The 22,652-nt window shown below is 68.2% G+C and carries 26 protein-coding genes and 1 pseudogene; 8 read left to right on the forward strand and 19 right to left on the reverse strand.

Going from position 1 to position 22,652, the window contains the following annotated elements; translation table 11 throughout:
- Window positions 1-2: 2 nt before the first annotated feature.
- From gmk to pyrR, 8 genes are read right to left on the reverse strand one after another with little or no spacing between them, the layout of a single operon-like run.
- Complete coding sequence (gene gmk, locus E3O49_RS03080; protein WP_134366676.1) at window positions 3-923, reverse strand: guanylate kinase; 921 nt, start codon at window positions 921-923, stop codon at window positions 3-5.
- On the reverse strand, window positions 916-1,800 hold the full coding sequence (gene pyrF, locus E3O49_RS03085) for an orotidine-5'-phosphate decarboxylase (RefSeq protein WP_174235667.1): 885 nt from the start codon (window positions 1,798-1,800) through the stop codon (window positions 916-918). Before pyrF ends, gmk begins: the two co-directional genes overlap by 8 nt.
- A complete protein-coding gene (carB, locus tag E3O49_RS03090) occupies window positions 1,797-5,084 on the reverse strand; it encodes a carbamoyl-phosphate synthase large subunit (protein ID WP_134366677.1) in 3,288 nt (1,095 codons plus the stop codon). Before carB ends, pyrF begins: the two co-directional genes overlap by 4 nt.
- Window positions 5,084-6,277, reverse strand: coding sequence for a glutamine-hydrolyzing carbamoyl-phosphate synthase small subunit (gene carA / locus E3O49_RS03095; RefSeq protein WP_134366755.1), 1,194 nt, complete (start codon window positions 6,275-6,277; stop codon window positions 5,084-5,086). Before carA ends, carB begins: the two co-directional genes overlap by 1 nt.
- Window positions 6,261-6,818 carry a PH-like domain-containing protein gene (locus tag E3O49_RS03100; protein ID WP_134366678.1) on the reverse strand — a complete coding sequence of 186 codons (558 nt, stop codon included), beginning with the start codon at window positions 6,816-6,818 and terminating at the stop codon, window positions 6,261-6,263. Before E3O49_RS03100 ends, carA begins: the two co-directional genes overlap by 17 nt.
- Window positions 6,811-8,160, reverse strand: a complete 1,350-nt coding sequence (locus E3O49_RS03105; protein WP_134366679.1) for a dihydroorotase — start codon at window positions 8,158-8,160, stop codon at window positions 6,811-6,813. Before E3O49_RS03105 ends, E3O49_RS03100 begins: the two co-directional genes overlap by 8 nt.
- On the reverse strand, window positions 8,161-9,111 hold the full coding sequence (locus tag E3O49_RS03110; RefSeq protein ID WP_134366680.1) for an aspartate carbamoyltransferase catalytic subunit: 951 nt from the start codon (window positions 9,109-9,111) through the stop codon (window positions 8,161-8,163). It abuts the gene before it with no gap.
- Window positions 9,108-9,683: a bifunctional pyr operon transcriptional regulator/uracil phosphoribosyltransferase PyrR gene (gene pyrR, locus E3O49_RS03115; protein ID WP_134366681.1), complete on the reverse strand. Its 576-nt coding sequence runs from the start codon at window positions 9,681-9,683 to the stop codon at window positions 9,108-9,110. Before pyrR ends, E3O49_RS03110 begins: the two co-directional genes overlap by 4 nt.
- A gap of 180 nt (window positions 9,684-9,863) precedes the next feature.
- Between pyrR and E3O49_RS03120 the strand changes: the two genes are divergently transcribed.
- Complete coding sequence (locus E3O49_RS03120; protein WP_134366682.1) at window positions 9,864-10,601, forward strand: hypothetical protein; 738 nt, start codon at window positions 9,864-9,866, stop codon at window positions 10,599-10,601.
- Entirely contained in the window at window positions 10,598-10,774 is a 177-nt protein-coding gene (locus E3O49_RS16455) for a hypothetical protein (RefSeq protein WP_160141010.1), read from the forward strand. The genes E3O49_RS03120 and E3O49_RS16455 overlap by 4 nt, the downstream gene beginning before the upstream one ends.
- Before the next feature lie 19 nt (window positions 10,775-10,793).
- Here E3O49_RS16455 and E3O49_RS03125 read toward each other — a convergent pair whose 3' ends face one another.
- From E3O49_RS03125 to E3O49_RS03140, 4 genes are all read right to left on the reverse strand, one after another.
- Complete coding sequence (locus E3O49_RS03125) at window positions 10,794-11,753, reverse strand: thioredoxin domain-containing protein (RefSeq protein ID WP_134366683.1); 960 nt, start codon at window positions 11,751-11,753, stop codon at window positions 10,794-10,796.
- A gap of 24 nt (window positions 11,754-11,777) precedes the next feature.
- Window positions 11,778-12,197 (reverse strand): transcription antitermination factor NusB, encoded by a 420-nt coding sequence (gene nusB, locus E3O49_RS03130; RefSeq protein WP_134366684.1) that lies wholly within the window; start codon window positions 12,195-12,197, stop codon window positions 11,778-11,780.
- Entirely contained in the window at window positions 12,197-12,757 is a 561-nt protein-coding gene (efp, locus tag E3O49_RS03135) for an elongation factor P (RefSeq protein ID WP_134366685.1), read from the reverse strand. Before efp ends, nusB begins: the two co-directional genes overlap by 1 nt.
- Before the next feature lie 101 nt (window positions 12,758-12,858).
- A complete protein-coding gene (locus E3O49_RS03140) occupies window positions 12,859-13,338 on the reverse strand; it encodes a type II 3-dehydroquinate dehydratase (protein WP_134450984.1) in 480 nt (159 codons plus the stop codon).
- Window positions 13,339-13,491: 153 nt separating this feature from the next.
- Between E3O49_RS03140 and E3O49_RS03145 the strand changes: the two genes are divergently transcribed.
- Window positions 13,492-14,781, forward strand: a complete 1,290-nt coding sequence (locus E3O49_RS03145; protein ID WP_134450986.1) for an HNH endonuclease signature motif containing protein — start codon at window positions 13,492-13,494, stop codon at window positions 14,779-14,781.
- Window positions 14,782-14,901: 120 nt separating this feature from the next.
- Here the strand turns inward: E3O49_RS03145 and E3O49_RS03150 are convergent, their stop codons facing one another.
- Window positions 14,902-15,960: an NAD(P)H-dependent flavin oxidoreductase gene (locus tag E3O49_RS03150; RefSeq protein WP_134366688.1), complete on the reverse strand. Its 1,059-nt coding sequence runs from the start codon at window positions 15,958-15,960 to the stop codon at window positions 14,902-14,904.
- Between the two features lie 135 nt (window positions 15,961-16,095).
- Between E3O49_RS03150 and E3O49_RS03155 the strand changes: the two genes are divergently transcribed.
- Window positions 16,096-16,941 carry an SDR family oxidoreductase gene (locus E3O49_RS03155; protein WP_134366689.1) on the forward strand — a complete coding sequence of 282 codons (846 nt, stop codon included), beginning with the start codon at window positions 16,096-16,098 and terminating at the stop codon, window positions 16,939-16,941.
- 6 nt (window positions 16,942-16,947) lie between these two features.
- Here the strand turns inward: E3O49_RS03155 and E3O49_RS03160 are convergent, their stop codons facing one another.
- Complete coding sequence (locus E3O49_RS03160) at window positions 16,948-17,325, reverse strand: hypothetical protein (RefSeq protein WP_134366690.1); 378 nt, start codon at window positions 17,323-17,325, stop codon at window positions 16,948-16,950.
- Window positions 17,326-17,533: 208 nt separating this feature from the next.
- Between E3O49_RS03160 and E3O49_RS03165 the strand changes: the two genes are divergently transcribed.
- The gene (locus E3O49_RS03165; protein ID WP_134450987.1) at window positions 17,534-18,040 is read left to right on the forward strand and encodes a hypothetical protein; all 507 of its coding nucleotides are present in this window, start codon (window positions 17,534-17,536) and stop codon (window positions 18,038-18,040) included.
- Window positions 18,041-18,341: 301 nt separating this feature from the next.
- Here the strand turns inward: E3O49_RS03165 and E3O49_RS03170 are convergent, their stop codons facing one another.
- The 3 genes from E3O49_RS03170 to E3O49_RS03180 form a co-directional block, all read right to left on the reverse strand.
- Window positions 18,342-18,836: a DUF6325 family protein gene (locus E3O49_RS03170; RefSeq protein ID WP_134366692.1), complete on the reverse strand. Its 495-nt coding sequence runs from the start codon at window positions 18,834-18,836 to the stop codon at window positions 18,342-18,344.
- A 146-nt stretch (window positions 18,837-18,982) separates the two neighbouring features.
- Entirely contained in the window at window positions 18,983-19,480 is a 498-nt protein-coding gene (locus tag E3O49_RS03175; protein WP_134366693.1) for a SixA phosphatase family protein, read from the reverse strand.
- Window positions 19,473-20,159 carry a CG0192-related protein gene (locus E3O49_RS03180; protein WP_134366694.1) on the reverse strand — a complete coding sequence of 229 codons (687 nt, stop codon included), beginning with the start codon at window positions 20,157-20,159 and terminating at the stop codon, window positions 19,473-19,475. The genes E3O49_RS03175 and E3O49_RS03180 overlap by 8 nt, the downstream gene beginning before the upstream one ends.
- A gap of 421 nt (window positions 20,160-20,580) precedes the next feature.
- On the opposite strand from E3O49_RS03180, the gene E3O49_RS03185 reads away from it, so the two are divergent.
- The 3 genes from E3O49_RS03185 to E3O49_RS03190 are packed head-to-tail and all read left to right on the forward strand — an operon-like array spanning window position 20,581 to window position 21,594.
- Window positions 20,581-20,967: a hypothetical protein gene (locus E3O49_RS03185; protein ID WP_134403134.1), complete on the forward strand. Its 387-nt coding sequence runs from the start codon at window positions 20,581-20,583 to the stop codon at window positions 20,965-20,967.
- Window positions 20,937-21,089, forward strand: coding sequence for a hypothetical protein (locus E3O49_RS16460; protein WP_160141011.1), 153 nt, complete (start codon window positions 20,937-20,939; stop codon window positions 21,087-21,089). Before E3O49_RS03185 ends, E3O49_RS16460 begins: the two co-directional genes overlap by 31 nt.
- A 55-nt stretch (window positions 21,090-21,144) precedes the next feature.
- The gene (locus E3O49_RS03190; protein ID WP_134450989.1) at window positions 21,145-21,594 is read left to right on the forward strand and encodes a hypothetical protein; all 450 of its coding nucleotides are present in this window, start codon (window positions 21,145-21,147) and stop codon (window positions 21,592-21,594) included.
- Here the strand turns inward: E3O49_RS03190 and E3O49_RS03195 are convergent.
- Complete coding sequence (locus E3O49_RS03195) at window positions 21,572-22,039, reverse strand: hypothetical protein (protein ID WP_134366697.1); 468 nt, start codon at window positions 22,037-22,039, stop codon at window positions 21,572-21,574. The genes E3O49_RS03190 and E3O49_RS03195 overlap by 23 nt on opposite strands.
- 105 nt (window positions 22,040-22,144) lie before the next feature.
- Window positions 22,145-22,554 (reverse strand): annotated as a pseudogene (locus E3O49_RS03200) (DUF779 domain-containing protein).
- Window positions 22,555-22,652: the final 98 nt, after the last annotated feature.

Consider the following 22,652-nt stretch of genomic DNA (forward strand, 5'->3'; position numbering starts at 1 on the left):
CGCTATGGCAGCGGCGGTGCCTTGCGCAGATTCAACAAGTCTACGACCTCGCGGGCGGCCTCGGCCACGTCGTGGTTCACGACCCGGAAATCGAACTCCCCCTGGGCTGCCAATTCGAGCTTGGCGGTCTCCAGTCGGCGGGTCTGTTCGGCGCCACTTTCGGTGTCCCGGCCGATCAGCCGACGCAGGAGTTCCTCCCAGGTGGGCGGCAGCAGGAAGACAAGCCGGGCTTCCGGCATGGCCCGGCGAACGGCACGGGCGCCCTGGATGTCGATTTCGAGGAGCACACTGTCGCCGTGGCTGAGGGCTTCGTCGACCGGGCCGCGGGGGGTGCCGTACCGGTAGGCGTTGTGCACGGTCGCCCATTCCAGGAGTTCCCCGGCATCGACCATGCGGTCGAACTCGGCGTCGTCGACGAAGAAGTAGCTCACGCCTTCGGTCTCGCCCGGCCGGGGCGCCCGCGTCGTCGCCGACACTGACAGGTGCACGTCGGGGTAGTGCTGACGGATGTAGGCGGCAACGGTTCCCTTGCCGACCGCGGTCGGTCCGGCGAGAACAACCAGGCGGGCGGCGGATTCTCCGCGCCGGGAGGTGGTGCGGGTGGTGAGGAAGTCCTGCAACCGGGCGAGTTGGTGCTTGCCGAGGCCGCCTAAACGCTTCGATGGCGAGATCTCGAGCTTCTCCATGATGCGGTGCATCTTGGTGACGCCGATGGCCGGGATGCTCACCAGGAATTCCGTCACCCGCAGCCGGCCCTCGATGCCCTCCGGGCTTTCCGTGGCCACAGCCAGCACTTCGAGTGCCGAACGTTTTCCGTGTGCGATCTGCGTTTTAACGGCGGCGCGCGCTCGGCGGGCCGCCACGGCTGCGCGCGAGGCTGCAACCCGGTCGACGTCAGGTGGGGTAGGGCGTTTCTCAGCCACGGGCCGCTCCAGCTTCAACTACTCGGCGCGCAATCATCTTTTTGATTCGGTCGGGGCCGACCGCTAGAACGCTGCGCGATTCACTCACGATAACGCCTCGAGCGTACCCCCCGTACAAGATCCTCAGTTTAGATACCTCCGCGCCCTGGTGACCGAAGCCCGGGGCGAGTATGGGCGTGAGCCCGGTCGCGGGTGCCGACGACAGATCGAGGCCGAACGTGGCCAGGTCCAGGGTCGCCCCGAGCACAACCCCAAACGAGCCCAGTTCGGTGACACTGCCCGCATTCCGGCCGGAAACGTCATCGAAGACCGCGCGCGCGACGGTGACGCCGGCCTGCGGCCCGTCGGCGACGACGGCGCGCTGGATGGCCGCCGCCTCCGGGTTCGAGGTCGCTGCGAGCAGGAAGAGGCCCTTCCCGGTTTCACCGGCGAGGGTGAAGACCTCCGCGAGCGAGCCGACGCCCATGTAGGCGTTCACGGTGATGGCGTCGACCTCGAGGGCCGAACCGGGGCTGAGCCACGCCTGCCCGTAGGCCTCGACGCTGGTGCCCAGGTCGCCGCGCTTGACGTCGGCGATCACGAGCAGGCCGGCCTCACGGGCGTCCGCCAGGACGCGTTCCAGCGCCACGTAGCCGGCCGAGCCGAACCGCTCGTAGAACGCCACCTGCGGCTTCACCAGGCCCACCTGCCCGGCGGAGGCCGCCACGACCTGCCGTCCGAACGACTCGGCGCCCGCAGCCGTGTCCGGCAGCCCCCAGTCCGTCAGGAGCCAGGCGTGCGGGTCGATCCCGACGCACAGCTGCCCCCAGCGCGAGAAGGCCTGCCCCAGCCGCCCGCCGAAGGTCGACGGGCCGGCCGCGCCGTCTCCCCCGTTCACAGCGCGTTGGTCCGGGTGGTGGTGTACTCCTGCAGCGAGGTCACCTCGAAGCCGCCGCGGATGGCGTCGAGCGAGGCAACGGCTGCGCTCAACTCGGCGATGGTGGTGAACAGCGGGAGGTCCGCGGCGACCGCGGCCGCGCGGATCTCGTAGCCGTCGGCGCGGGCGGTGCGGCCGCCGGGCGTGTTGATGACGATCTGCACCTCTTCGCGGCGGATCAGTTCCACGATCGACACGTCCGCCTCGTCGGCCTTCTCACTGAACTTGGTCACGATGCCGGCACGGATGCCGTTCCGCTGCAGGACCTCCGCGGTCCCTTCCGTCGCCGTGATGGTGTAGCCCAGCTGCTGCAGCCGCAGCATGGGCAGGATGATGGCGCGCTTGTCCCGGTCGGAGACCGAGACGAAGACGGTGCCGGTGAGCGGAATTCCGCCGTAGGCCGCGAGCTGGCTCTTGGCGAAGGCCCGCGGGAAGTCGCGGTCGATGCCCATGACCTCACCGGTCGAGCGCATCTCCGGCCCGAGCACGGAATCCACGACCAGGCCCTCCGGCGTGCGGAACCGGTTGAACGGGAGCACGGCTTCCTTCACGGCGACCGGGGCATCCATCGGCACCCTGGAGCCGTCGATCAGGGGCAGCTTGCCCTCGGCCTTCAGTTCGGCGATGGTCTTGCCGACCATGATCAGCGCGGCGGCCTTGGCCAGGGTGATGCCGAGGGCCTTGGCCACGAACGGCACGGTGCGCGAGGCGCGAGGGTTCGCTTCGAGCACGTAGAGCACGCCGGCGCCGATGGCGAACTGCACGTTCAGCAGGCCGCGCACGCCGATGCCGCGGGCGATGCCGAGCGTCGCCTCGCGCACCCGGTCGATCTCCGCGCGGCCGAGGGTGACCGGCGGCAGGGTGCAGCTCGAGTCGCCGGAGTGGATCCCGGCCTCCTCGATGTGCTCCATCACGCCGCCGATGTAAAGCTCGGTGCCGTCGTAGATGGCGTCAACGTCGATCTCGATCGCGTCGTCGAGGAACCGGTCCACGAGCAACGGATGCGACGGGCCGATGATGCCCTGACCGGCCATCCGGGTGAAGTAGTCGGCCAGTGACGCGGAGTCGTAGACGATCTCCATGCCCCGGCCGCCGAGCACGTAGCTCGGGCGCACGAGCACGGGGTAGCCGATCTCCTCGGCCACCACGACGGCGCCGGCGTAGTCGGTGGCCACGCCGTTGCGGGGCGCGAGCAGGCCCGCCTGGTCGAGGATGCCGGAGAACAGTCCGCGCTCCTCCGCCAGGTCGATCGCCGCCGGGGTGGTGCCGAGGATCGGGATCCCCTCGGCTTCTAGCCCCTTGGCGAGGCCGAGCGCGGTCTGGCCGCCGAGCTGCACGACCACGCCGACGAGTTCGCCGCTCCGGCTTTCGGCGTGGATGACCTCGAGCACGTCTTCCAGGGTGAGCGGCTCGAAGTAGAGCCGGTCGGAGGTGTCGTAGTCGGTCGAGACCGTCTCCGGGTTACAGTTGATCATGATCGTCTCGTAGCCGGCCTCGGAGAGGGCGAAGGAGGCGTGCACGCAGGAGTAGTCGAACTCGACGCCCTGGCCGATCCGGTTCGGGCCGGAGCCGAGGATGACGACCTTCTTGCGGTCGCTGGGCACGACCTCGGTATCCTGGTCGTAACTGGAGTAGTGGTACGGCGTCAGCGCGGGGAACTCGCCTGCGCAGGTGTCGACGGTCTTGAAGACCGGGCGCACCCCGAGGATGTGGCGCACCGTGCGGACATCCGCTTCGCCGAATCCGCGCAGCTCGCCGATCTGGGCGTCGGAGAAGCCGTGGTCCTTGGCCCGGAGGAGGATGTCGGTGTCGAGCCGCTCGGCGGCCGCGATCTCGTCGGCGATCTCGTTGATCAGCACGATCTGGTCGATGAACCAGGGGTCGATCTTGGTGGCCTCGAAGACCTGCTCGATCGTGGCGCCCCGGCGGAGCGCCTGCTGCACGGTCACGATGCGCCCGTCCGTCGGAACCTCCGCGACGGTGAGGAGTTCCTCGACCGTGCGGGTCTCGGCACCCCAGTGGAAGGAGGAGCCGCGCTTCTCCAGCGAGCGGAGCGCCTTCTGCAGCGCGGAGGTGTAGCTGCGGCCGATGGCCATCGCCTCGCCCACGGACTTCATGGTAGTGGTCAGGCGCTGGTCGGCGGCCGGGAACTTCTCGAACGCGAACCGGGGCACCTTGACCACGACGTAGTCCAGGGTGGGCTCGAAGCTGGCCGGGGTGACGCCGGTGATGTCGTTCGGGATCTCGTCCAGCCGGTAGCCGAGGGCGAGCTTGGCCGCGATCTTCGCGATCGGGAAGCCGGTCGCCTTGCTGGCCAGGGCGGACGAGCGGGAGACGCGCGGGTTCATCTCGATCACGATGATGCGGCCGTCGGCCGGGTTGATCGCGAACTGGATGTTGCAGCCGCCGGTGTCCACGCCGACGGCGCGGATGATGTCGATGCTGATGTCGCGCAGCTTCTGGTACTCGCGGTCGGTCAGGGTCAGGGCCGGGGCGACCGTGATCGAGTCGCCGGTGTGCACGCCGACGGGGTCCACGTTCTCGATCGAGCAGACGACGACCGTGTTGTCGGCGGTGTCGCGCATCATTTCCAGCTCGTACTCCTTCCAGCCGAGGATGGACTCCTCGAGCAGGACCTCGCTGGTGGGGCTCTGGTGCAGCCCGTCGCCGACGATGCGGCGCAGTTCGGGCTCGGTGTAGGCGAAGCCGGAACCGAGGCCGCCCATCGTGAAGGAGGGGCGAACGACCAGGGGGTAGCCGAGGTCGCCTGCGAACCCGACGGCCTCGTCGACCGTGTGGGCGATGTAGGAGCGGGCGACGCCGGCGCCCGCGTCAAGCACCAGCTGCTTGAAGATCTGGCGGTCCTCCCCCTTCTGGATGGCCTCGAAGGAGGCGCCGATCAGTTCCACGTCGTACTTGGCCAGGATGCCGCGCTCGTGCAGCTGGATGGCCGCGTTGAGCGCCGTCTGCCCGCCGAGAGTGGGCAGGATCGCATCCGGACGCTCCTTGGCGATGATCGTTTCGAGGATCTCCGGGGTGATCGGCTCGATGTAGGTGGCGTCGGCGAAGTCGGGGTCGGTCATGATCGTGGCCGGGTTCGAGTTGACCAGGATGACCCTGACTCCCTCTGCCCGCAGCACGCGGCACGCCTGGGTGCCCGAGTAGTCGAACTCGCAGGCCTGGCCGATCACGATCGGTCCCGACCCGATGACGAGAACGCTGTTGATGTCGTCGCGCTTGGGCATTACTTGGCGTCTCCTGCTCCGGCGGCCGCACGATGAGCGACCACCACTTCCCTGAACCGATCAAAAAGGTACTCGGCGTCGTGCGGGCCGGCCGCGGACTCCGGGTGGTACTGCACCGAGAAGGCGGGAATATCGAGGCAGCGGATGCCCTCGACCACCTGGTCGTTGAGGCTGTAGTGGCTCACTTCGACCTTGCCGAATCCGGTGCGGGAGTCGTGCACGCCCTCGATCGGCATGTCCACGGCGAAACCGTGGTTCTGGGACGTGATCTCCACCCGGCCGGTGCTCTTGTCGAGGACCGGCTGGTTGATGCCGCGGTGGCCGAAAGGCAGCTTGTAGGTACGGAACCCCAGCGCGCGGCCGAGCAGCTGGTTGCCGAAGCAGATCCCGAAGTAGGGCACGCCGGCGCGCAGGATTTCCTGCAGGAGCGTCACGTGGGCGTCGGAGGCGGCCGGGTCGCCGGGGCCGTTCGAGAAGAAGACGGCCGAGGGGTTCAGCGAGAGCACGTGCTCCGCGGTGACCGACTGGGGCAGCACCAGAACCTCGAAGCCGCGTGCGGCCAGGTGGTTGAGAGTGGACGTCTTGACGCCGAGGTCGAGCACGACGACCGAACCGATGCGTTCCCCCTGCGCGGGGACCGAGAACGGCTCAACGGTGGAGACCTCGTCGGACAGGTTGCGGCCGCGCATGGCGGCGCCGGAGCGCACCAGCTCGAGCTGTTCGCCGTCGGAAATGGCGAAGCGGTCACCGGAGAAGATGCCGCTTCTCATGGCGCCGGCGGACCGGATGTGGCGGGTGATGGCGCGCGTGTCGATGCCGCTGATCCCGACGACTCCCCCGCTCTCGAGGTCATCGTCCAGGCTGCGGGTCGACCGGAAGTTGGAGGCGATCCGGGCCGGCTCGCGCACCACGAAACCGGAGACCCAGATGCGGCGGGATTCCATGTCTTCGTCGTTGGCGCCGGTGTTGCCGATGTGCGGAGCCGTCATCAGCACGATCTGGCCGGCGTAGGACGGGTCGGTGAGGGTCTCCTGGTAGCCGGTCATGCCGGTGGCGAAGACGATCTCGCCGAGGGTCTGGCCCTGGCTGCCGTAGGCCCGGCCTTCGTAGCGGCGGCCGTCTTCGAGCACGAGTACGGCGGCAGTCGGTCGGTCGGGGGTCGCTGCGTTGCTCACGCTACGCCTCGCTTTCATCATGCGTGGCCGGGCGCAGGGCGTCGGCCGCAATGGTTCGGATGGCGTCGTTCAGTTTGACGCGGTCGGATGGGTCAAGGACTCGGAAATAGCTGTCGACGGTCTGGGGCTCGTCCACCCGGGACGCGCCGGTGGTCGGCCCGGCCAGGCGCCAGCCCAGCAGAAGCAGCCCGTCCGGCTCGACCACGCGGTCGATGGCGTAGGTCGCGTCCTCGAGCACCTGGATCGCGGCGCCGGGGATGAAGACGGTCTCCTCGCCGGCGAGGACCAGCATGACGCCGGCCTCGGTCACGGCGAGGCGTGCCCTGGCCCGGAAGCCGAGCCCGCTGATGTTGAGGCGCTCCAGCGGTCGGCCGCGCAGGGTGGTGGCCACGTAGAACACGGCGACGGACGCCAGTTCGGCGCCGGCGTCGACCGGCAGGGGGTAACCGGCCGGCAGTGCCGCGTCGCGCCGGCCGCGGCCGCGCCAGCTGCGGTACATCAGCGCGAGCACGCCGAGCAGCACCGCGACGGTGATGACGGTGGCGATGGTCCTAGCCACGGTCGTTCTCCCCGTGGGCGGCGATCTCCGCGATCGGCCGCAGCATTCCGTCCAGCACTGTGGCGTAGCCCCGGTGGAAGGTGGCGTGCACCCGGCCGGGCAGGGTCATGGTCAGGTAGGGCGAGTTGACGCCCTTGCCGGCCAGGTCCTCGCGGTCGAAGACCCGGCTGGCCGACGGATCGTAGAGGGTGAGCTCGGCGGGAGCGCCCACGACGAGCCCCTGGCCCTGGCCGTTCACGCGGCCGATCCGGGCGGGGGTGGCCGAGAGCACCCGGGCGATGTCGGACCAGTCCAGCTGTCCGCCGGCGACCACGGCCGCGTGCACGACGGACAGGGCGGACTCGAGGCCGACCATGCCGTTCGCCGCGGCATCCCATTCGCAGTCCTTTGACTCCACTGGGTGCGGGGCATGATCGGTGGCCACGATGTCGATCGTGCCGTCGGCGAGGCCGGCGCGCAGTGCCTCCACGTCTTCCCGGCGGCGCAGCGGGGGGTTCACCTTGAACCGGGCGTCGTAACCGACGACCAGGTCTTCGGTCAGCAGCAGGTGGTGGGGCGTGGCCTCGGCCGTCACGTTAATTCCACGGGCCTTGGCCCAGCGGATGACGTCGACCGAGCCCGCCGTCGACACGTGGCACACGTGCAGGCGGGACCCCACGTGCTCGGCCAGCAGCACGTCGCGGGCGATGATCGATTCCTCGGCGACCGCCGGCCAGCCCGTCAGCCCGAGTTCGCCGGAGAGGGCGCCCTCGTTCATCTGAGCTTTCTCGGTCAGTCTCGGTTCCTGGGCGTGCTGGGCGACGACCCCGTCGAACGCCTTGACGTATTCCAGGGCCCTGCGCATCAGCAGCGGGTCCGACACGCAGAAGCCGTCGTCGGAGAAGACCCGTACCCGGGCGCGGCTGGCCGCCATTGCGCCGAGTTCGGCGAGGCGCTCCCCCGCGAGTCCGACGGTGACCGCGCCGATGGGTTGCACGGTGACGTAGCCGGCCCGTTCGCCGAGGGCGAGGACCTGCTCGACGACCCCGGCCGTGTCCTGAACGGGCGAGGTGTTGGCCATGGCGAAGACGCTGGTGAAGCCTCCGATCGCGGCGGCCCGGCTGCCGGTGAGGATGGTCTCGCTCTGCTCGAATCCCGGCTCGCGCAGGTGCGTGTGCAGGTCGACGAGTCCCGGCAGGGCGATCAGGCCGGCGGCGTCGATGACGCTCGCTCCGGCGCTGGAGAGACCGGAGCCGAGTTCGGTGATGCGTCCGTCGGCGAGCACCAGGTCAGTGCCGGTTCCGTCCGGAAGTGTGGCGCCCCTGATCAGGTAGCGCGTGCTGGCAGCGCGTTCGCTGGACATTTATGAATCCTCCCGATCGCCGGACAGCAGCAGGTACAGTGCCGCCATCCGCACTGAAACACCGTTCGCGACCTGTTCGCGCACGGTTGAGCCGGCCGAGTCGGCCGCCGCTGAAGATATTTCCAGGCCGCGATTCATGGGGCCGGGGTGCATCACAATGCTAGTCGGAGCCAGCCGGGCGAAACGCTCATCGTCCAGGCCCCAGCGGCGCGAGTACTCCCGGCTGTTCGGGAAAAACGCGGCGTTCATCCGTTCCAGCTGGATGCGCAGCATCATGACCACGTCCGGGCCGGAGTCGATCGCGGCGTCCAGGTCGAAACCCACCTCGGCCGGCCACCCCGTCAGGTCCATCGGCAGCAGCGTGGGCGGGGCGACGAACGTGACGTGTGCCCCCAACGTGGTGAGCAGCCACACGTTGGAGCGGGCGACCCGGGAGTGCAGAATGTCGCCGACGATGGTGACCGTGACGCCGTCCAGGCCTTTCCCGCGGGCACCGCCCTGGTGCAGGCGACGACGGATGGTGAACGCGTCCAGCAGCGCCTGGGTCGGGTGCTCGTGCATCCCGTCGCCCGCGTTGATGATGCCGGCGTCGATCCAGCCGCTTTCGGCGAGCACGTGCGGGGCGCCGGAGGCCGGGTGGCGGATCACGACGGCATCCGCCCCCATGGCGGCGAGGGTCTGGGCCGTGTCCTTGAGGCTCTCGCCCTTCGACACGCTCGATCCTTTCGCGCTGAAGTTGATCACGTCGGCGCTGAGCCGCTTGGCGGCCGCCTCGAACGAGATCCGGGTACGGGTCGAGTCCTCGAAGAAGAGGTTGACCACGGTTTTGCCGCGCAGGGTCGGAAGCTTCTTGACCTCGCGGTCGGCGACATCCGCCATGTCCTCGGCGATGTCGAGGAGCGTGATCGCGTCGTCCCGGCTCATGTCCTTGGTCGACAGGAGGTGCCTCATGACGCGTCCTCGTTCTCTGCGCCCACGTGCGCTGGGCCGTCTCCGCCGTCGATGCTGACGAATTCGTCGCCGTCGACCTCCAGCAGGTGCAGGTTGATGCGTTCGTCGGTCGAGCTGGGCAGGTTCTTGCCCACGAAGTCCGCACGGATCGGCAGCTCCCGGTGCCCGCGGTCGACCAGAACGGCCAGGCGCACGACGGTGGGGCGGCCGTGGTCGCCGAGGGCGTCGAGGGCGGCACGAATGGTGCGGCCCGAGTACAGCACGTCGTCGACAAGCACGACGGTGGCCCCCTCGATGCTCCCAGGGACGTGGGTGCGTGAGGGGGTTCGGGTGCGGGTGTGAGCGAGGTCGTCGCGGTACATCGTGACGTCGAGGGAGCCGACCCGCACCCCGGTCGCCGCCGGTTCGATCCGCCGGATCGTCTCCGCGATCCGCTGGGCGAGTACCACACCGCGGGTGGGGATCCCCAGGATCACGAGATTGTCAGCGCCGCGATTGGACTCCAGGATCTCGTGGGAGATCCGAGTCAACGCTCGCGTGATGTCAGCCTGGTTCAGCACTGTTCGTGCCATAAACCTGACCTCCTTCCCCGCCTCACCGGACGGCTGTTAAAGGAAATCTTTTCCGATTTCACCCTAACACCTCACGCCGCCTCCCCTGGCCGCGGTCTCCCTAGCAACGGGCGCCGGCCGCGGTTAAGCTACCGGCAACGATGGGCCAGACCCGGGAAAGGCTGCGGAGGGAGACCGACAATGTCGCCGACGGACGAGGCGTCACGACGAGGGGAAGCTCGGGGCCCGTCCCCGTTCGCCTCGGAGGTGGGCGCACCAGCCGGGCCGATCAGCCTGTTGCGGCGTCAGGAGATCGAGTCCGTGCAGCGCGAACTCGAGCTCCTGGCTCCCACCGAGGAGGCCCGGCTCGAGAGCGTGCACAAGTACCGGGACGCGGTATTCTCGCAGTATTTCCGGGACCGTCCGGTCTTCACCCTGACCTGGCCGGACAGCCTCTACATTCCGGCGGAGGCTGATTTCAAGAGGTACTGGTTCGTCGCGCCGCCGGGCGACCACCGGTACCGGTACCGGTGGTCGAACACGGAGAAGGGCCAGCCCGCCGGCAGTTCCGCCTCGGAGAAGGACGGCCGCCTGTTCAGCTGGGTCAACGTCTCCGCGCTGAACCCGAGCTACATCGGTTTCGCCGGTACCGGCGTCAGCATCACTCCCCGGGCCAGCCTCTCCACCGTCACCGTGAGCGCCGACATCGATCTCGTCACCGAAACCCGCTGGTGGCACATGCCCGGCACACCGGCCGGGTTCGCTCACTTCGCGTACCGCGGCACGGCCTATCTGGCCGGCTGGGAGATCGACCCGGTCACGGGCCAGTGGGAGCTCCTGGGCCATTCGGTTCACGCAGTCTGTTCAGGTTCAGCGAGAGCGGGCAGGGCGGGTCCGTCATCAATTCACAGCGGCAGGCGTTCACCGACCTGTCGGTGACGCTGCAGTTGCAGGGCTCGCACACCTACGCCATCGGCGTCGCGTTCGAGGCCGAGATCGCCTTCGACTGCCGCGATCACACGGGCCGCCCCTACAAGAAGCAGCCGGGTGACGACATCCGCCCGTGGGCATCCATCGTCGGAAACGTCGCCAGCATCAGCGTCTCCACCTGACCCGAGTCAGGGCGCCGGGCTAGGAGACGGCGTTGGCGCCGAGGAAGGCGAGGAACTCGGCCGGGTCGGTGACGCTGCCGGAGTAGACGCTGCCGTTGACCAGTGCGGTGGGCGTGCCCTGAATCTGCGTGATGTCGGCATCCGGGATGGTGCCGGTGAGGGCCTGCTCCGTGTTGGCCTGGGACCAGGCCTGGTAGTCACCGGATGCGACGCACTCCGCGATGCTCGAACCGTCGCCGGCGAGGGCCACCAGCTCGTCGTCGCTGAGACCTTCGGTGTTCTCCGCGGGCTGGTTCGCGAACAGGGCGGCGAGGTAGTCGAGAGTGGCGTCGGGGTTCAGCGTGGCCTGGCAGGTCAGCGCGGCGGAGGCGCGGGACGAATACTCCGTGCCGAGGGAGGCGCGGTCGAGGAAGGTCAGCGAGTGCAGGCGCAGCGTGATGCTCCCATCGGCCACCAGGGCGGCGAGCTGGTCGCCGTTGGCCGTCTCGAACTGCTGACAGTACGGGCACATCGGGTCGAAGTAGACGTCGACCACGTCGGGGCCCGTGCCCACGACGAGGTACCCCGCGTCGAAGTTCGCCGCTCCGACCGTGCCGGTGGGGAGGCCGGCCCGGGGCGGGCTCGTTGCCTGCGACGTCGACCCGCCGGTGGATCCGTCGTGGGTTGCGGTTTTGAAGAATGCTCCCAGCGCCGCCGCGAACACGATCAACAGCACGACGCCGATGATCGTGGCGACGATGCCGGCGTAGCCGAGGATCAGGCCGGCGATGGCCAGGCCTCGCCCGCCTTCGCCGCGGCGCTTGATCTGGCCCAGCGCGATGTGCCCGGTGATCACGGCGGCGAGGGAGACGAAGAACGCCGACACCAGGGAGACGATCGCGAGCGTGTTCGTCTTCGGCCGCTGCGGGTACGGCTGTGAGCCGGGGACCGGAATGTAGGGAGCAGGCTCGTTCGACGGTTCGGGCGTGGTGCTGGTCATGCGGTCCCCCTGGCTGGCCGCGGGTTACGCGGTTGGTGCGGTTTGGGCGATGCGCCCGAGTAGTCCGTTGACGAAGCCGGCCGAGTCATCCGTCGACAGGATCTTGGCGGCCTCGACGGCCTCGTCGATGGCGACGGCGTGCGGAACGGCGTCGTTGAAGAGCACCTCCCAGATGCCGATGCGCAGGATCGCGCGGTCGATCACGGGCATGCGCTTGAGCGTCCAGCCCTGCGAGTACGTCTCGATCAGTTCGTCGATCTCGTCGCGGTGGTCCACCACGCCGTCGACGATCTCCCGCGCGTACAGCCAGGACGCCATCCGGGCCGGCTCGTTGGCCGCCCGCTGGGCTTCCAGGGCGAGGGACTCCGGGATGGTGATCTGCCGAACGTCGGCGATGTAGAGAATGTCGATCGCGCGCTTGCGCGCTTTAGTGCGCGCGCTCACTAGTTGACGCGGCCCAGGTAATCGCCGGTGCGGGTGTCTACCTTGACCCGGGTGCCCTGCTCGAGGAACAGCGGAACCTGGATCTGGAAGCCGGTTTCGACCGTGGCGGGCTTGGTGCCGCCGGTGGAGCGGTCACCCTGGAGGCCAGGCTCGGTGTAGGTGATTTCGAGCACGACGGATGCCGGCAGCTCGACGTAGAGCGGGTTGCCGTTGTGCAGGGCAATCGTCACGTTCTGGTTCTCGAGCATGAAGTTGGTGGCGTCGCCCACGACCAGGGCGGGGACGTGCAGCTGGTCGAAGTCGGAGACGTCCATGAAGACGTAGGAGTCGCCGTCCGCGTACAGGTACTGGAAGTCCTGGCGGTCGACGTTCTCGGTTTCGATCTTGGCGCCGGCGTTGAAGGTGCGGTCGACGGTCTTGCCCGTGACGACGTTCTTCAGCTTGGTGCGCACGAAGGCGCCACCCTTGCCGGGCTTGACGTGCTGGAAGTCGGTTACAGCCCAGAGCTGGCCGTCGATGTTGAGTACGACGCCATTTCGGATATCGGCGGTAGATGCCATGAAAAGGTGTTCCATTCAATTAGGAAGGTGCGCGGCCGAATCGGCCTCAAACAAGTGTAGTTGCCCCGGCCCTGTGAGCCAAAGGCTGCCGCGGCGGCAGGTCAGCGGGCTGTACCGGTGCTGTCGGTGCTGTCGGTGCTGTCGACCAGGGAACGGGTGATGAAGTCCAGGGCCAAGCGGTAGGAATTGAACCCGAAGCCGGCGATCACTCCCGTCGCGACGGCGCTGACCACGCTGGTGTGGCGAAAGGTCTCCCGGGCGTGCGGGTTGGACAGGTGCACCTCCACCAGGGTGAGGCCGGCCTTGGTGACGAGGGCGGCGGCATCCCGCAGCGCGTAGCTGTAGTGCGTGAACGCGGCCGGATTCAGGATCACCGGGATCCGCTCGTCGACGGCTTCGTAGAGCCAGTGGATCAGCTCGGCCTCATCGTCGGTCTGGCGCACATCGACGGTGACCCCGGCGGGTGCCGCCTGCACGAGGGTTGCCCGCAGTTGGTCGAGGTCAGCCGAACCGTAGACGTCGGGTTCGCGACTGCCGAGTCGTCCAAGGTTGGGGCCGTTCAGAACGAGGACTGTGGTCATCACCACAGCCTAGAGGCTCCCCTCGGTTCTCCACTGCACTCCGTGTTGCTTGTCGGGGTGCGACTTGTCCTCCACAATGTGGGTTTGATCAGGTTATCCACGGTGTCCACGGATGCCGGGGCCGTGTCGGTGGGTGCCCGTAGCGTGTTCCTCATGAAGCCAGCAGTGATCGAAGAGCGAGAGGCCATGGGCCGGCATTTCGACGCGATCAAAGACGCCCACAGTGAGGTTGCCCGGGCCCAGGCCAAGGTCGCTCGCCTGATCGAAGACGCCCGCAGATTCGGTCAGGCCATCGCCCACAACGCCGCCCGGATTCCGGGTGCCCGCTGGGACGCCCGGGAGGTGGCCGAGCGGGAGTTCTCCAGCGAACTGGCCTGCACGATCCGGGTGCCGCAGCGCACCGCGGAGAACCTGGTCGCGGAGAGCCGGGCCCTGGCCTGTGACCTCCCGGCGACCCGGGCCGCGCTCGCATCGGGCGAGATCAGCTACCAGCACGCCAAGGCGGTGATCAATCAGGCCTGGTCGGTTCCCGCAGAAGGGCGCGCGAAGTTCGAAGCGGCGGTACTCAAATCCGCGTCGACTCTCACCGCCTCGAAGCTGAAGTACAACGCGCGGATTCTGCGGGAGCGGTGGCACCCGGAGACGATCAAGGCCCGGCATCAGAAATCCGTGCAGGACCGGGCCGTGTTCTTCGAGCCCGAGCCGGACGGGATGGCGTCGCTCACCTTCTACGCCAGCGCGGAGAAGGCGCAGGCCGCGTACGAACGGGTGACGCTGATGGCCCTGAGCCTGCAGAGCAAGGAGGAGGAACGAACCCTGACCCAGTTGAAGGCGGACGTGTTCGAGGACCTCATCCTCGACGGGGTGACGCCGTCGGGACTCGGCAAGGGGATCCGCGGTTCGGTGAACATCACGGTCCCGGTGTTCAGTCTCATGGGTCTCAACGACGAACCGGCCCATCTGGAGGGTTACGGCCCGATCGACGCGGACACCGCGCGGCGGATCGCAGCTGGGGCGCCGAGCTTCACCCGGCTTCTCGTGCATCCGGAGACCGGGGTGGTGCTCTCGGTCGGCCGGGACCGGTACAAGGTGCCCAAAGACCTCAAGAAGTACCTGCGGGTGAGGGACGAGACCTGCCGGTTCCCCGGCTGCAACCGGTCGGCGGCGCATGCCGACCTTGACCATTCGCTGGACTGGCAGTTCAACGGGCTGACCGCCGAGGACAACCTCGCTCACCTGTGTCCGCCGTGCCATGCGCTGAAAAGCGAGACCGGGTGGAGCGTCAAGCACCTCGAATTGGGTGTTCTGGAGTGGATGTCACCGAGTGGGCGCTCGTTCATGACCGAGCCGGCCACGGTCATCCGTGCCGTGGCACCGGAACCGCCGCCGCAGCCTGCACCGGAATCTGTGCTCGATCCCGGCCCTGATCCCGCACCGTTCTGAGGGTTGCCCGACGCTGGCCTCGCCGTCAACGATTCCCACAGCGCGGCCCCCCTGCAACCTGAGCAGGATCCCGCGAACCCGGCAGCAGCGGATCCACCTCTGTTCGAGCAACCGGGTCAGTCACACGTCCCTTTCCGTTTCCGCGCCTGGCGCGAGGCGCGTCTCCTCCCACAGCCCCATCAGCACGTCCGAAGCAGGCCCGGTTTTCGCAGACCGGTATCCGGTGCCTGCCCAGAGCGCGAGTCCGTCCGGGTCGCCGCGCCGGCCGGCTGCCGCCCTAAGCCCCTTCGTGAGGTGGTGCACCTGGGGATAGGCCCGGGGTGCGGCGGCGTCGTGCTCGGTGATGAACGCGTTCAGCAGGCCGCGGGCGGGGCGGCCGGAGAACGCCCGCGTGATCACGGTCCGAGAGAATCGCGGGTCGGCGAACGCAGCCTGGTGCGACGGGTGGGCCCCTGACTCATCGGTGCGGAGGAACCCGGTTCCGAGTTGCACGGCGACCGCTCCCGACTCCCGGAGGGCGGCGATCTGCGCCCCGGAATGGATGCCGCCGGCTGCGACGATCGGCAGCCGGGAGACCTCACGGACGGCGGAGACCAGCTCGGCCAGCGGTACTGTCCCCGGCTCTTCAACCGGGGTGAACGTCCCTCGGTGGCCTCCCGCCTCCGTGCCCTGAACGCAGAGCGCGTCGATTCCTCGTTCCCCGGCGAGCGCTGCCTCCTGAACGGATGTGACCGTCGCAATCAGGTATGAGCCGGCAGCGCCCAGCTCCCGCACCCACTCGATCGGCGGCAGCCCGAAGGTGAAAGACACCACGGGGACCCGCAGCTCGGCGAGCAGGGCCAGCTTCTCGGGGAACCAGTCGTCATCCGCGACCCGGATCGGTGGCAGCTCCACACCGTATGCCCGCGCGGTCCCGGCCAGTTCATCACGGAAGGACTCAACTCCAGTCTGGTCAGTCAGCGGCGGCCCAGGAACGAACACGTTGACACCGAAGGGGCGATGCGTGCGTTGCCGCACCTCGATGATCTGCTGGGCCGTCGCATCCGGCGTCTTATATCCGGCGGCCAGGAACCCCAGCCCTCCCGCCTCGCCGACGCTGACGACGAGCTCAGGTGTGGACGCACCTCCCGCCATGGGCGCTGCGATGATCGGTATTCTCAGATCACTCCATGCAAACATGTTCCCCCGGGCCAGGCGGTTGCGGTGCACGGCCGGGCGAATGCGGCAGCCTGGGGGCAACCCCCGCTTCGATCATGGCATCCGCCGTCCCTTCAGTCCTGGAGAAGCTACCGTTAGACGGAACATTGGAGATCGATGACGATACTCATCGCAGGATGCGGCGACCTCGGCACGGAGGTCGGCCTGCGTTTCGCGGAGCTCGGCCACCACGTCGTGGGACTGCGCCGTCGAACAGAGCTGCTCCCCGCGGCCATCTCAGGCCAGTCGGTCGACCTCAGCAGGGAGAAGCCGGTCGTGCCGCCCGACACCGAGATCGTCATCGTCGCCCTCACCCCGGGCAGCCCCACCCCGGAGGCCTACCGCGCGGCCTACGTCGACGGCCTCCGCAACCTCCTCGACGGCCTGGACGACGCGCGGGTCACGCCGCACCGGTTCCTGCTGGTTTCCTCCACTGCCGTCTACGACGTGTCCGATGGCAGCTGGGTCGACGAGCAGACGCCGGCGAACCCCCGGCCCGGAACCGCCGCCATCCTGCTCGAAGCCGAACACTTGCTGCACTCGCGCATTCCCTCGGCGGTCGTGTTCCGGCTGGCCGGCGTCTACGGCCCCGGCCGGGAGCGTCTCATCACCCAGGTCAGGGAAGGCGGCGCCACCGTGTCCGCAAAGTCGCGGCACACGAACCGCATTCACCGAGACGACGCAGCGGCCGCGATCGTGCACCTGATGAGTCGCAACCAGTCGCCCGAACCCCTCTACCTCGGTGTGGACAACGCCCCGGTGGTAAGCCGGGAGGTGCTGAACTTCCTCGCCACCGAGCTCGGCCTGCCGCTGCCGGAAACCGTCGCGACCGAGAGCCACCGCGGCGGTGACAAGCGCCTCCGCAACCGGCTCCTGCTCGAGTCGGGTTTCGTCTTCACCTACCCGACCTATCAGCAAGGCTACCGGGCCGTCCTCGACGGCCGGGGGACGCGCCACCCCTGAGCGCCGCTACGGGTGAGGCGCGCGCCTGCGGTCCCTCAGATATCGGACCAACAGGTACATCGCACCGACAAGCGCCATCAGCCAGCCGATCGGATACGGCAGGATCAGCACTCCCCACCACATCGAACGCCCGCTCCCGCCGCCGATGCCGCCGACCGCGCTCAGTGCGAACAACGCCCCGACGCCGAACGCGATCAGGACCAGGACCCACAGAGAATAGAGCAGCACGGGTCGCTCTCGCTTGCCGAGAAACAGGCCGAACGCGACCAGGGCACTGCCGAGAAGGATGAGCAGGGAACCTTCCACCGGATCGACGGCTCCCAGCGCCATCCCGATCCCGCCGAGGGCGACGAGAATGCGCGACCAGAGCACACGTGCGGCCATGAAATCCTCCTCGATGCGAACGAGCCTGGGGTGTCGTCGTTCAATCTAGACCCGGCCGAGGGCCGCCGCTTCGGTGTGCGGCCCTGAGGACTTGACGCCAGATTTCGCCGCGGGTACCGTCTGCCTTCGAAAGGCCGGGACAACTGGTCGACGACTGGTCGGCGGCAACGACCAGAAAGACCTGGCCGTGCGGAACAGGAGGGCCGAAATGCGCTCACTTCGCCTGATCTCACTGCCCCTGATCGTGCTGGGCAGCGCACTCGTGCTCGTCACCGGCTGCACCGCGCAGTCGTCCGCACCGTCGACCACTGGCAGCGGGTCCGCCCCCACCGACCAGGTCGTGGTTCGCCCCGTCTCCCAGGCCGGTCTGCCCGCGGCCGGGTTCACCGTCACGGACGACTCCGCTGTCACGGTCGATTGCGGAACCACCCCGACGAATGCGCGGCCCTCCCTGGTCGCCGTCGACGACAACATCCTCAGCTGCTCCCCCTCCAGCGTCTACGCCGTCGCCTGCTGGAAGGACGCCTCCCCCGGCTCCGTGCTCTGCTTCCGGGACCCGTGGAAGGTCGACCTGGCCAGGATGACGAGCAAGGGCGATCTCCCCACGGTCCCCGCACCACCGGCCGCGCAACCCCTCGGCCTGCTGCTCGCCGACGGTGAACGGTGTCTGATGCGCAGCGGCGACCGTCTGGGCCGGCAGCGCAGACGGCATTGACCGGTCCTCGCCACGCTGGTCCGTCCAGGTGGCCCCCCTCTCCGGCACCGGGCCGCTCCACACTCGTGACGTCGTCAAGGCCTACGTCGTCGGCACGGCTCCGAGCAACTGAACCCCGGATCAGCAGGCTTCGGATCAGCGCCGATCGCGCCTGTCGTCACGACGGTCGCTGCGGCGGTCGACACCGTGGGCGACACCGTGGGCGACCACAGCAGCGGTACCGACAACGGCCGCGGTTCGTGCGATCGGTGCGTGACCGACCACTCCCGGACGGCCGACTCTTCTGCGTGCAATGGGCATGTCAGATCCCTTCCAGGTCGTCTGTTTCATCTGCCCGGTCTGCCTCAAGCGCCGCCAGGAGCGTCTGGGTCGGGATGCGCCCGCTCGCGATGAGCTGGCCGCCGGCCCGCCGGACCGCGGAACCGAACGGAGCAGCCCAGAGGTTCTCCCAGACCAGGAGGGCAGCGCTGCTGCCCGGTTCGACGGCTTCGGCGACGGCCGTCACATCGTCTTCGCTGAGGAGCGTCGCGAGAGCGGTCTCAAAGGAACGCAATTCGCCCAACTCCGCCTCCTCGAGGTCCTCGATTTCAAACACTTCGAGGGCGCCATCGGCATCTTTTCTGATGATCAACAGGTCGAGCACCCGCACCACGCCCTGTTCGACCAACGACGCGATTTCGGGTCCGATGGAGCCGTTGAACCGGCTGCCCGGGAACTCCACGACGATCCAGTCGACCGGGCCGAGGGTGTCCTCCGGCTCCGCTCCGGCCGCTTCAATATCGACGATTTCGGTCATGGGCATTCCTTTCGCATCGAGGGCGAAGGCGGCGGTCACAACCCGTTCACATCCCGTTGTCCGCCCTTTTCGTCGTAGTGGCATGTACGCCGACGACAGTACACTTCCTCGCGGATCTCAGCTGAACCGCGGGGTTGAGCGGGCCATCAGCGACCGGACAGGCCCCGAGGCGGCCGTCCCAATGCGCGCAGGCTCGCGGAGACGCTCCCGGCGGCCGACCAGGGGCCCATCCAGCCGATCACCGCGAGGGCTGACGTCTTCATCGGGACGAACTCTCCGGTGAGAAGTGACACGAGGCCCTCGAAGCCGGGGTTGTGCCCGACCAGAACGACGCTTTCGACGTCGTCGGGCAGGTCTCGAACGACGGCGAGGAGCTCACCCGCGGAAGCGGCGTACACCCGATCGTCGATCCGCGTCTCCGGCGTGGTGTCCAACTCAGCCGAGGCCAGCTCCCACGTGCTGCGAGCCCGGGTCGCCGGTGACACGACGGCGAGATCGAGGTCGCCCACGTTATCGGCCAGCCAGCGCCCAGCTGAAGGCGCCTGATGCAGCCCGCGACCGGCCAGCGGCCGGTCGACGTCAGATCCGGGGCCGGACCAGTCCGACTTGGCGTGTCGCAGCAGGATCAGGGTGCGTTCAGTCATCCGCGGGCACGGATGTCTCCACCGGGGCCGCCTGAACCAGCACGAGCGCTCGGGGCTCGGCCTGGCCCGACCAGGTGCCGCTGAGCACCTCCTGTGAGCTGAATGCGCGCATCGTTGCTCCCGGGGCGCCGAGCACGCGGAGGACGACGAGGCGAAGATCACTCGCTTCCACCACGGTCCTTCCCTGCTCAGACCGGGTGGACACCCGTGTGCCCGCGGGCACCACGGGCACGGATGCGGCCGGCGTCCCGCTTCCGACGACAAACGCCGTCGGCTCCCGCACGACCCGCTCGCCGTCGATGTCGATGTGAAGCTGGGCCTGGCCGCCGCTCGTGAGCGCCGCCGTCGCCACCGCGGTCAGGTAGGCCGGGTCGCCGGCCCCGTCGTACACCCACCGCCGGCCGAGCACCGAGTGAGCCATGGTGCCGATGAGCCACTCGTCTGCGCCCTCGAGCTCCGCCCCGCGGTAGGTCAGGGGAACCTGTAGCAGTGGGCCGTCCCCTGCGCGGACAAGTATTGTCTCGATTCCCACCTCGCCGGCGGGATCGTCGAAGCGGAATGACCCGACGTTCGAGAAGGTCGCACCGGCGCTCCCCGCAAACCACGGCTGGGTGGGAGCCCACGCCTCGATGAGTTCGATCTTGGACGGCCTCAACTCGGCCTGATACAGGAGTGCCATACGGTCGATATTAGAACACTGAGGTCTGCGAGGACACTGAGGTCTGCGAGGACGGCCGCCGGACCCAGCTAGACCGTCACCCGCGCGCAATCCTCTTGGCCCGTTCCGGGAGTCGGCGGCACACTCAGGGTATGGATTCCTCCCCCGATTATCTGAGCGCCCCCTACTGTCCCGATTGTCTGGGGCCGACGGAAGCCATCCTCGGCGCGTGGTGGTGCATCGACTGCCGCGTCATGCTCCACCCGGGCGAGAAGGGCGCCTGAGACCGACGCCCTGAACGCTCACAGCGGCGACATCTGATGGTTGACAGGCCATGACCGCGTCGGTACCGTCACCAACGGGTTTTGCGGGGCGATGACCTCGGACTCACCGAGGGCGTCCAGCACTCACCCAAAACACTCAACCACGGAGGTACCCGAAAATGTCTAAAGAAAAAGAGCCGGTATTCCTCTTCCTCGGCGTATGTGACGATCCGGAGATCGCCAAGGACGACCTTGAGGTCGTGCGTGACATGCACGATGCCAAGGTCATCGGCACCTACGACGCCGCAATCGCCACCAAGGAGGCTGAAGGCAGCGTGACGATCAAGAGGTCGGAGACGAGGCACGCGGGCTGGACGGGAGTCGCCGCGGGGGCCGTGGTCGGCCTGCTGTTTCCGCCCTCGATCATCGGGATGACGGCGGCCGGCGGTGCGGCCGGCGGCCTGATCGGTTCACTCGCGCGCTGTCCCGCAACGACGTCAAGGAACTCGGGGAAGCCCTCGATTCCGGTCAGGCGGTGCTCATCATCATCGGCAAGGAGGAGGTGACCGCGGAACTCCAGAAGGCCGGAATCCGTGCCGACAAGCGAACCGAGAAGCAACTCGACGTTGATGCCGAAGAACTCCAGACCCAACTGGCCCAGGCGGCCACGGAGATGGACACGCACTGAGGTTGCCGGGCCGGCGACGCTGAGGCGGACGTGGGAGACCCGGGATGGAGACACCGTGACCGATACCGTTCCACGACGCACGACGAGTCCCGCCGCGCGCAAAGCGGGGTTCGCAATTGCGATCGCGGTCAACGCCGTGATTCTGTATCTGGTCAACGCCTGGCCGGGGTGGCAGTCCGTCCCTTTCCTCACCCCGGAAACCAGCCAGGTGCTGGGCATCTTCAATCTTTCCCTGATCGTCGGCATCATCGTGAACGCCGTGTATCTGGTGCTCGACCTCCCCCCGATCAGGGCGTTGGGCGATCTGATCACCCTGGGAATCGGTCTCGCCGTGCTGGTCGGCCTGTGGGAGGTCGTCCCGTTCGACTTCCAGGACTATTCCTTCGACTGGACCGTGCTCATCCGGGCGGTCCTGATCGCGGCCATGGTCGGCACCGGAATCGGCCTGATCGTTCAGCTCGTGCTGCTGATCCGCAGCATCTTCACACCCGGTTTCGCGCCCTGACCGAGGGCTCACCTGGCGGGGCTGCCGCTCCAGCCGAAGGGCCGGTGACGAGTTCGCAGACCCCCTCGTCGTGGGCGACGAACATGCCCGTGATTCGGACCACCTTGCCGAACGAAACGCTGAGCTCTCGTGCCCAGGCCTGGTCGGGGGCGGTGAGGGCGGCCGCGCCGGGACGCTCCAGGGTCAGGATGACGCTGCCTCCGGGCCCGTGGCAGCGCAGTACCTCGGTGATCGCCGCAGCCATCCCGGTGACGCTACCCGGATCCGGCCGGAGGGGGATCCCGTCCACGGGGATCAGGAGGGGGATCTGCCATCCCTGGGCATCGAGCATCATGAACCAGAGCTGCCGGCGGATGGCGTGGCCGATCAGGTCGGCGACTCGCTCCCTGGCCTCGGTCATCGTGGTCACGGGAGCGGCGTCTTCGATTCGGAGTGGGCTGGTCATGTGCACCAGAGTGCCCGAGCGTGGAGGCCTGGGGCGGGTCTGCACAGGCTCAGGTCGGCCGTCGGGCCTGGGGAGGAATCCCCGCCAGGGCCGCCGGGCAACCGGTTACCCGAACGACTCCATCAGCCGGGATCGCAGCAGAAACCTCACGCCCCGCGGGGCCTCGACGGAGAAGCCGCCGCCACGGCCGGGCACCACGTCGACGCTGAGGAAGGTGTGGCTCCAGTACTCGAACTGCTCGGCAGACATCCAGAAATCGATCACGCGTGGTTCCGTTGCGGACGGCGCGATGTCCAGCCGGCCGAGGAGCACATCCCGGTCGGAGGTGATGAACTCCCCCGCCGGGTAGCTCAGGGCGAGGAACCGTCGCAGCAGCCCCCCGACTGGTGGAACATGAGCGGCCCGTGTTCGTCCCAGAGGCTCCGCACTAGTTCGACCGCGACCGGGGTCAACTCCACCCGAGCACTGGTTTCCCCCGGGATGGTGATCGATGCGATGACGCTTTCCTGCGGCATGGCCGTTCCCTTCTGATCGGTCGAGTCCTGGGGCGGAGGACCACCGGCCATTGCTCGTCGCGGCGGTCCCCCGCATGCTCCGGGTGGGCCCGGGCTGT

It is taken from the genome of Cryobacterium shii (assembly GCF_004402595.1).
Lineage (GTDB): Bacteria > Actinomycetota > Actinomycetes > Actinomycetales > Microbacteriaceae > Cryobacterium > Cryobacterium shii.

Excerpts from the sequence above, each read along its gene's own strand:
- carB (WP_134366677.1), bottom strand. The coding sequence starts at position 5,084 with ATGCCCAAGCGCGACGACATCAACAGCGTTCTCGTCATCGGGTCGGGA.
- carA (WP_134366755.1), bottom strand. The coding sequence starts at position 6,277 with ATGAAAGCGAGGCGTAGCGTGAGCAACGCAGCGACCCCCGACCGACCG.
- E3O49_RS03105 (WP_134366679.1), bottom strand. The coding sequence starts at position 8,160 with ATGTCCAGCGAACGCGCTGCCAGCACGCGCTACCTGATCAGGGGCGCC.
- E3O49_RS03110 (WP_134366680.1), bottom strand. The coding sequence starts at position 9,111 with ATGAGGCACCTCCTGTCGACCAAGGACATGAGCCGGGACGACGCGATC.
- pyrR (WP_134366681.1), bottom strand. The coding sequence starts at position 9,683 with ATGGCACGAACAGTGCTGAACCAGGCTGACATCACGCGAGCGTTGACT.
- E3O49_RS03120 (WP_134366682.1), top strand. The coding sequence starts at position 9,864 with ATGTCGCCGACGGACGAGGCGTCACGACGAGGGGAAGCTCGGGGCCCG.
- E3O49_RS03125 (WP_134366683.1), bottom strand. The coding sequence starts at position 11,753 with ATGACCAGCACCACGCCCGAACCGTCGAACGAGCCTGCTCCCTACATT.
- efp (WP_134366685.1), bottom strand. The coding sequence starts at position 12,757 with ATGGCATCTACCGCCGATATCCGAAATGGCGTCGTACTCAACATCGAC.
- E3O49_RS03140 (WP_134450984.1), bottom strand. The coding sequence starts at position 13,338 with ATGACCACAGTCCTCGTTCTGAACGGCCCCAACCTTGGACGACTCGGC.
- E3O49_RS03145 (WP_134450986.1), top strand. The coding sequence starts at position 13,492 with ATGAAGCCAGCAGTGATCGAAGAGCGAGAGGCCATGGGCCGGCATTTC.
- E3O49_RS03150 (WP_134366688.1), bottom strand. The coding sequence starts at position 15,960 with ATGTTTGCATGGAGTGATCTGAGAATACCGATCATCGCAGCGCCCATG.
- E3O49_RS03155 (WP_134366689.1), top strand. The coding sequence starts at position 16,096 with ATGACGATACTCATCGCAGGATGCGGCGACCTCGGCACGGAGGTCGGC.
- E3O49_RS03160 (WP_134366690.1), bottom strand. The coding sequence starts at position 17,325 with ATGGCCGCACGTGTGCTCTGGTCGCGCATTCTCGTCGCCCTCGGCGGG.
- E3O49_RS03165 (WP_134450987.1), top strand. The coding sequence starts at position 17,534 with ATGCGCTCACTTCGCCTGATCTCACTGCCCCTGATCGTGCTGGGCAGC.
- E3O49_RS03170 (WP_134366692.1), bottom strand. The coding sequence starts at position 18,836 with ATGACCGAAATCGTCGATATTGAAGCGGCCGGAGCGGAGCCGGAGGAC.
- E3O49_RS03175 (WP_134366693.1), bottom strand. The coding sequence starts at position 19,480 with ATGACTGAACGCACCCTGATCCTGCTGCGACACGCCAAGTCGGACTGG.
- E3O49_RS03180 (WP_134366694.1), bottom strand. The coding sequence starts at position 20,159 with ATGGCACTCCTGTATCAGGCCGAGTTGAGGCCGTCCAAGATCGAACTC.
- E3O49_RS03185 (WP_134403134.1), top strand. The coding sequence starts at position 20,581 with ATGTCTAAAGAAAAAGAGCCGGTATTCCTCTTCCTCGGCGTATGTGAC.
- E3O49_RS03195 (WP_134366697.1), bottom strand. The coding sequence starts at position 22,039 with ATGACCAGCCCACTCCGAATCGAAGACGCCGCTCCCGTGACCACGATG.